Source organism: Xanthovirga aplysinae (genome assembly GCF_009711365.1).
GTDB classification, from domain to species: Bacteria; Bacteroidota; Bacteroidia; order Cytophagales; family Cyclobacteriaceae; genus Xanthovirga; species Xanthovirga aplysinae.
The window spans coordinates 1-8,122 of the sequence record NZ_SMMB01001103.1 but is presented as its reverse complement, the minus strand read 5'-3'; the positions used below and the strand labels follow the sequence as shown (position 1 = coordinate 8,122).

Genomic DNA, 8,122 nt, shown 5'->3' with positions numbered 1-8,122 from the left:
TTGTAGATACCGTGGAGCAGATTAAAGAAAAACTGAAGGCCGTTTTTGGTTATGGTCAGTTCAGGGGAAACCAGGAAGCGATCATCAAAAACATTATGAAGGGGCGAAATACTTTTGTTATTATGCCCACTGGTGCCGGCAAATCGCTATGTTACCAATTACCAGCCATTGCTAGTGAAGGCACAGCCATTGTTATTTCTCCATTAATTGCCTTAATGAAAAACCAGGTTGATCAGTTGAATGCCCTGGGTATTAAGGCTCACTTTTTAAATTCAACCCTATCGAAATCAGAGATCAACCGGGTGAAAAAATCCACTTTAAGTGGGGAGTTGAAATTGCTTTATGTAGCACCAGAATCCCTTACCAAGGTGGAAAACCTGGAGTTTCTTAAAAAATCCAATATATCTTTTGTGGCTATTGATGAAGCTCATTGTATATCCGAGTGGGGACATGACTTCAGGCCAGAATACAGGAAAATTAAAAACATAATTGGTCAGTTAGGCAATCTGCCAATTATTGCTCTTACGGCAACGGCTACTCCAAAAGTTCAGTTGGACATCCAAAAGAATTTGCAAATGGAGGAAGCTGACCTTTTTAAATCCTCTTTTAATAGAGAGAACCTTTATTATGAGGTCAGGCCAAAGAAGCAAATCAAAAAGCAATTAGTAAAATATGTAAAGGCGCGCAAAGGTAAATCGGGAATTGTTTATTGCCTGAGTAGAAAAAAGGTAGAAGAAATTGCCGAGCTATTGCAGGTGAATGATGTTAAGGCTGCACCTTACCATGCGGGATTGGATGCATCTGTGAGAATGAAGAATCAGGATGCCTTTTTGAATGAAGATGTGGACGTAATTGTGGCTACTATTGCATTTGGAATGGGTATTGATAAACCTGATGTACGTTTTGTGGTGCACTATGATACTCCCAAATCCTTGGAAGGGTATTATCAGGAAACAGGTAGGGCTGGTAGAGATGGGCTGGAAGGAGACTGCCTGATGTTCTACAGTTATAATGATATCATTAAACTGGAGAAATTTAATAAGGATAAGCCTGTTACGGAAAGAGATAACGCTAAGGTGTTATTGCAAGAAATGTCTTCTTATGCTGAGTCTTCTGTTTGTAGGAGAATTCAATTACTCCATTATTTTGGTGAATCACTGGAAGAGTCTTGTGGTTTTTGTGATAATTGCCGACATCCAAAAGAAGAATTTGAGGGTAAAGAATATGTGGAAATTGCAATTAAGGCCGTCCAGCAATCAAATGAACGATTTGGCATCACTCACTTGGTTAATTTGATTAGGGGTTCTGAGAATCAGTATATTCAAAGCTATAATCACGATAAACTTGAAGTTTATGGGCAAGGGAAGGATAAAGAAATACCGTTCTGGAGTTCTGTGATTCGACAAGCCTTGTTATCGGGATTATTGGAGAAAGATATTGAAAATATCGGTGTGCTTAAGGTAGCTCAAAAAGGGCAAAAATTTCTGGAGGCCCCATATTCAATTACACTCTTCCAGGATCATGAGTTTAGTACGGAAGGGGAGGAAGAAGAATCTGAAAGGGATGCACTGCCTCAAAATGCTTATGATCCCAATCTTTTTGCCCTTCTTAAGGATTTAAGAAGGAAGGTAGCAAAAATGAAGAACCTTCCTCCATATGTTTTATTTCAGGACCCGTCTTTGGAGGAGATGGCTACTGTTTATCCTACTACTAGAGATGAATTATTACAGGTGGTTGGAGTAGGAATGGGTAAGGCCAATAAATTTGGGAAACCATTTTTGGATGCGATAAAAAAATATGTCGAGGAAAATGATATTACAACAGCTGCTGATGTAGTCATTAAATCTTCTGTAAATAAATCTAAGTCCAAAATAGTCATCATTCAACAAATTGACCGTAAGGTTAATTTGGAAGAGATTTCAGAAATGAATAAGATGTCTATGGATGATTTGCTGAATGAAATTGAACACATTTGTTATTCCGGAACTAAATTGAATCTGGATTATTACATTGATGAGATATTGGATGAAGAGCGCCAAGACGATGTATATGATTATTTTATGTCTGCTGAAAATGACAGTCTTGACGAGGCTTTAGATGAATTGGGTGATGAGGATTATAGCGAAGAAGATATTCGATTGATGAGGATCAAATTTTTATCAGAAATAGCGAATTAACTTCTAATAATGATATAGGTTCGATCATGAGTTTTGAATAATAGAGCTTAAAATAAATATGTTTCATGGATCCCTGACAAACTTTTGTCAGGGATTTCCATTTTAGATAAATCGGTTTTTCTGCTTCTTTTTATGAATCATAAACAAGTTTGATTGCCTATGGAGAGGATTTCCTGTCAATAGATTTTATAGGTTGATAAATATCTACCTTTTATCTTGAAGACAACCATAGCTATTATTTTGTAAAGTTTAGTTACTTTGCATGGAAAATTAGCAAGAGGAAAAATAATTCGGCCTATTAAATTTCGCTTTGCAGTTTCAAAGAAATATTGGTAAACGAGAATTTTGGAGAGTTATCCTTTCCAGGTTTGGATGGGATGCGTATTAATGACAGTTAATTTTAAATAGTTTAACGAATATCAATACTCTTCCCGAATTGCATTTGAAGCGAATTAAGATACACTTATTTTAAAGAGATAAAACTTTCAATTTTTTAATTTCAGAATAACTATGAACGTATTGGTAGTTGGAGCCGGCGGAAGAGAGCATGCCCTGGCCTGGAAAATAAAGCAAAGTGAGAAATGTGATCATTTATACGTTGCACCAGGAAATGCCGGAACAGCAGAGATTGCTGAAAATGTTGCCATAGGGGTAAATGATTTTGAAGGGTTGGCTCAATTTGTTTTAAAGCAAAATATAGAATTACTAGTAGTGGGTCCCGAGGATCCATTGGTAAATGGAATTAGAGATTTTTTTGAAAGCCGAGAAGAACTACGACACGTTTTAATAATAGGCCCCGGAAAAGCCGGAGCCAGATTGGAAGGAAGTAAGGATTACTCTAAGTCCTTTATGAATAAATATCAAATTCCAACTGCTAAATCCCGTACGTTTACGGCTGAGGAATTAGAGGAAGGTCTGAAATATCTAGAGAGTATGTCTGCTCCTCTTGTCCTAAAAGCCGATGGGTTGGCAGCTGGAAAAGGGGTAATTATTGCCCAGTCTTTGGAAGAGGCTAAGTTAAGCTTGAAAGAAATGTTGATAGATGGGAAGTTCGGAGAAGCAAGTGCCAAGGTTGTGATTGAAGAGTTTTTGGAGGGGATAGAACTTTCTGTTTTTGTGCTGACGGATGGTGAAAATTATAAAATATTGCCTGAAGCCAAGGATTACAAAAGAATTGGTGAAGGGGATACTGGCCTCAATACTGGAGGTATGGGAGCAGTTTCTCCTGTTGGTTTTGCACATCCCGAATTTTTAGAAAAAGTGAACCAACGGGTAGTGATTCCTACAATTGAAGGGTTGAAAAAGGAGGGGATTCTTTACAATGGTTTTATCTTTATTGGCTTGATGAACGTTAAGGGGGACCCTTATGTGATTGAATACAATGTGCGTATGGGTGATCCTGAAACTGAAGTAGTAATCCCTAGAATTAAAAGTGATTTGCTTGAATTACTTTTGGCTTGTGGACAAGGTCAATTAGACGAAGCTGATTTAGAAGTAGATGAACGTGCAGCTACAACCGTTATGTTAGTGTCTGGAGGGTATCCCGAGGCCTATGAAAAAGGCAGGGTTATTAACGGTTTGAAGAGTTTAAATAGTGGTATTAGCTTTCACGCCGGAACTAAAATCAATGAAAAGGGGGAGGTAATTACCAACGGCGGAAGAGTTATTGCCCTTACCGGAATGGGAAAGGATACCAAAGAAGCTTTGAAAGTTTCTTACAAAGGGGCTGAAAAAATTGAATGGGAAGACGTATATTACCGTAATGATATCGGACAGGATCTATTAGGAATGGAAAAAGGATAAGTTCGAAAAGTTAAATGGGTAAGGAAAAAGGGAATTAAACAGCAGTAATTTTGTCGGTTCTAATTCCCCCTGGCTATTTTTCTTTTTCTTCCTGTTAATAAATTTTAATTATAGAGCTGTTGTTAAAAGCCGACAGACTTTAACCCAAATCCTTATTTATAAAAAGGTTTATGAGGTCAAAAGAAAGGTTGTGGGCTATTTAACTACAGCCATTATATAAGGAGATAAACAATGTCAGCATGCACATCGTGTGGAGCCAGTGGAGAAAAAACTGTTGCTGGATGCCAAAATAATGGAGGTTGCAAAACTGGTGGCTGTAATAAAATGAATGTCTTTGACTGGTTATCCAATATGGATCTTCCAGCAAAAGATGTTTTTGATGTAGTGGAAGTGCGATTTAAAGGAGGAAGAAAGGATTTCTTTAGGAACTCCAATCATTTGACTCTGACTACTGGTGATGCAGTAATTGTAGATGTACCTAATGGTCACCATTTAGGGCATGTTTCCCTACAAGGGGAACTGGTAAGGTTGCAGATGCAAAAGAAAAAAATCAAGAATGATGATTCCATTCGAAGCATCTACCGTATGTCTACCACCAAAGATCTGGAAAAGTTTGAGGAGGTAAAGAATAAGGAAATGCCCACTCTTTATCGAACCAGGGAAATCATCACTGAATTGGGCCTGAATATGAAATTGACGGATATAGAATATCAGGCAGATGGGACAAAAGCCACTTTTTATTATTCGGCCGATGATCGGGTGGATTTTAGAGAATTGATTAAAATTTTAGCCGGAGAATTCAAGATAAGGGTAGAGATGCGCCAAATCAGTCTTCGCCAAGAGGCAGGACGTTTGGGAGGAATTGGGTCTTGCGGAAGGGAATTATGTTGTGCTACCTGGCTATCTGATTTCAAAAGTGTTTCTACAACAGCGGCCCGGTATCAAAACCTTTCCCTGAATCCTAGTAAACTTTCTGGCCAATGTGGTCGCTTAAAATGCTGTCTAAATTATGAGTTGGAAACCTATATGGAAGCTTTACAGGAAATTCCTACAGTTTCAAAACCCTTGCTGACAGCCAAAGGAGAAGCGAAACTTCAAAAAACAGATATTTTCCGAAAGCTTATGTGGTTTGGTTATGCCGATGAAAATACTTGGTTTCCTTTGGAAACAGACCGGGTTCGGGAAATCATGAAGCTTAATGAGGAGGGAAAAATCCCGGATACTTTACAAGTGGATTCTTTGTTGATGGAAAAAGAGGCCTCAAGCCAATCATTGAATAGTGATTTGGAACGGATGGATAAAAAATTCCAATCCAAGACTGGAGGCAGAAATGGCAAAAAAAGGAAGCCTAAAAATCGAAAGAAAAGAAAACCAAATTTTAGACAGGAAAAATCTAATCCAAAAAAATGAGATTACGACGGTTTATATTAGTTTTTCTTTTGTTCCCTTTTCTTTTTGCTTGTGATTCAAAGCGGCTTTATGAAAAAAATGTTGATTTTGAGCAAAAGTATTGGGCGGTGAATAATATTCCTGAATTTGTTTTTGATGTGGCTGACCCCACTATTTCCTACAATATTTATTTTAATGTCAGGAATACTCTAAGTTTTCCTTACCAAAATTTATATGTGACCTACTACCTGGAAGATAGCACAGGGAATTTGCTGTCCAGCGCTTTGCAAAACTTGGTTTTATTCGACAAAAAGACTGGAGCCCCTTTGGGAAAAGGGCTGGGAGATATTTTTGATCATCAGATTCCGGTTTTAAGTAATTATAAATTTGAGCAAGGAGGGCAATATCAATTAAGAGTAGAACAGTTTATGCGAACCGATACACTTTCAGATGTTCTTTCTGTGGGAGTGAGAGTGGAGAAGGCTCATTAATATTTTTATTTTTAACAATAAGCGAAGAGTTATGGATGAAAATTGATGGGTTTGCTTATATAAAAAACAATGGTTCGTTCTTAACTCTTCATTTCTAATTTTTCGCTAGGTTTCAAGGCAGGAATACATATCGTAATAGTGCTTCCTTTGCCTAATTCACTGCTTATTTTTAGTTCACCCTTATTTTCATCAATAAAATCTTTGCTCAATTTTAATCCCAGTCCTGTCCCTTTTTCCTTTTCTGTTCCTGGGTTTGATAGGTGTTCATACCCCTTTAGAAGCTTTTCTATTTCCTCCCTGCTCATCCCAATACCGGAGTCTTCTATTATTAATTCAATAAAGGGATTTTTAAAATGGGTGGAAATTTGAATATTTCCCCCTCTTGGAGTGAACTTAATGGCATTTGCCAAGATGTTACGTATAACAATCCTTAGCATATTTGGGTCAGCGTAGGCCCATTGATCAGTTTGAAATTTAAGGTTTAATGTAAGTTCTTTATTTTCAATGGAATCTTCCATTGGGGCAAGAACTTCATGGGTTAATTCTTTAATAGAAAGCTTTTCGGGGGAATAATTAATTTTTCCCATTTGAGAGAGAGACCAATTTAATAAACCGTCTAACATTTGTGAAAGGTTGTGAAGAGATTGCTTCATTTTTTCACTTACTAATTTCAATTCTTTTTCACTGAAATGGTTAGGGGAATTTGTAAATAATTTGAGAAATGAGCTTAAAGTGTTAATAGGGCTTCTAAGATCATGCGAAATGATAGAAAATAAAGTATCCTTGGTTGAGTTTAAAGTCTTTAATTCCTGCTCCGATTGCTTTAATTTTTCATTAATGTCGTTGAGCATTTTATTTTGAGTACTAATTCTTTGGTTTTTGATTTCTAGTAGAGCATGACTTCTTTTCTTTTCTGTGAATCGGATGTACAAGCCTATAAAAACAAATGTGATCAGGGACAGACTTACAATTAAAAAATAAGATAAAATGCGCCTTTTTTCTAACTCAGCTTTTTGTACCTTATTTTTTTGAGAGAGCAGGTCTTTTTCCATTCTACTCAATTGTTTTTCAGTTGAAGTTAGTTTTTGAAGGATCTCAAACTGATCGGCTAGATTTTCTCGATACAATGAATCTTTATAATTCGCCTGAAGCTTTCCATAGGTAAAGGCCTGTTCATAGTTGTTTTCTGCGGCATACATATTAGCTATCGTTTGGTAAAGCTCCACAGATTGTTCTTCCCAACTGCTTTTTATTGAATAGTCTAATGCCTTTTTATAATAATCTAATGCCAGGTTGTTATCCCCACTATCCTGATAGGTGTCCCCAATGTGTTTTAATAGTTCGCTAATAACCCGTATATTATCTGTGGTTTTCAAGATATTGTATGCATCTAAAAAGTATTGGCGGGCCTTCAATGGGTGCTCCATTTTCCTATAGCTTAACCCCATATTTTCCATTAGTGTGGCAGTTCCTCTGGTAGTTTCCACGTAAGGGAGCTTTTCTATGGCTTTTTGATAAAAATCAATGGATTTCTCATATTCCTTTTTTTGATAATAGTATCTCCCAATAAAACTAAGTGTCCTGCACTCTCCTGGTATAAAGCCTATTTTTTGACTGATTTGGAGGGCCTGTTCAAGATAATCAAGTGCTTCAAACTCTTTATCTTTTAAATGAGTAAAACTAAGTCCTAAATCCCCTAATATGATTACTGCTAATTTCTGGTCCTTAATTTCATTTGAAATCTTTAGGGCTTTTAATAAAGGAGCGGTGGCGCGTCTATAATCTCCAATTTCCCTATAATAACGTCCCTGATTGCTTAAAGAAGTAGCTATACCTTTTGGCCACTGAATTTCTTCAGCAATGTTTAGGGCCTTTTTACTAAATTCTAATGATTTGTGTAGGTCGATACGGATATAATTCTTTGAAAGCTTATTATAGCTTTCTACTTCAGCTTTTTTTAATTCATCTCGTGGTTTCATTTCCTGTGCATAAATGCCAAGGAAGGTGCTTTGCCCAAGGATTAGAAATAGAAGAGTAAAAATTTTTTTTATTTTTCCGGGAATCATAAAAGAAAAATTTCCAAGAATTAATGAAAAATGGAAGTTTGAAATTTAAAAAAAGCTTTACAATTAAAAAGAGCACGAGCATTATCCCAAAAAAAGTCAAACTAAATGGGTTAAAGCTATTGTAAACAGAGCTTTGCACCCAAGAATGAAAAATTAAATGTCAGATTTTTTTGGATAAGCAGTGTCAAATTATTCA

5 protein-coding genes are annotated in these 8,122 nt (G+C 36.6%); 4 read left to right on the top strand and 1 reads right to left on the bottom strand.

Annotation, left to right across the window (positions count from 1 at the left end; translation table 11 throughout):
- The first annotated feature begins 20 nt into the window (after positions 1-20).
- The 4 genes from recQ to E1171_RS12950 all read left to right on the top strand — a co-directional run bounded on the left by recQ (position 21) and on the right by E1171_RS12950 (position 5,860).
- Positions 21-2,177, top strand: a complete 2,157-nt coding sequence (gene recQ, locus E1171_RS12965) for a DNA helicase RecQ (RefSeq protein WP_343031368.1) — start codon at positions 21-23, stop codon at positions 2,175-2,177.
- 510 nt (positions 2,178-2,687) lie between these two features.
- Complete coding sequence (gene purD, locus E1171_RS12960) at positions 2,688-3,980, top strand: phosphoribosylamine--glycine ligase (RefSeq protein ID WP_155206432.1); 1,293 nt, start codon at positions 2,688-2,690, stop codon at positions 3,978-3,980.
- 231 nt (positions 3,981-4,211) lie between these two features.
- Complete coding sequence (locus E1171_RS12955; RefSeq protein WP_155206431.1) at positions 4,212-5,390, top strand: PSP1 domain-containing protein; 1,179 nt, start codon at positions 4,212-4,214, stop codon at positions 5,388-5,390.
- A complete protein-coding gene (locus E1171_RS12950) occupies positions 5,387-5,860 on the top strand; it encodes a gliding motility lipoprotein GldH (protein ID WP_155206430.1) in 474 nt (157 codons plus the stop codon). Before E1171_RS12955 ends, E1171_RS12950 begins: the two co-directional genes overlap by 4 nt.
- An 80-nt stretch (positions 5,861-5,940) precedes the next feature.
- On the opposite strand, the gene E1171_RS12945 is transcribed toward E1171_RS12950, so the two are convergent.
- Positions 5,941-7,926 (bottom strand): tetratricopeptide repeat-containing sensor histidine kinase, encoded by a 1,986-nt coding sequence (locus tag E1171_RS12945; RefSeq protein WP_155206429.1) that lies wholly within the window; start codon positions 7,924-7,926, stop codon positions 5,941-5,943.
- Positions 7,927-8,122 lie beyond the last annotated feature (196 nt).

Coding starts and splice junctions, on each gene's coding strand:
- purD (WP_155206432.1), top strand. CDS start 2,688: ATGAACGTATTGGTAGTTGGAGCCGGCGGAAGAGAGCATGCCCTGGCC.
- E1171_RS12955 (WP_155206431.1), top strand. CDS start 4,212: ATGTCAGCATGCACATCGTGTGGAGCCAGTGGAGAAAAAACTGTTGCT.
- E1171_RS12950 (WP_155206430.1), top strand. CDS start 5,387: ATGAGATTACGACGGTTTATATTAGTTTTTCTTTTGTTCCCTTTTCTT.
- E1171_RS12945 (WP_155206429.1), bottom strand. CDS start 7,926: ATGATTCCCGGAAAAATAAAAAAAATTTTTACTCTTCTATTTCTAATC.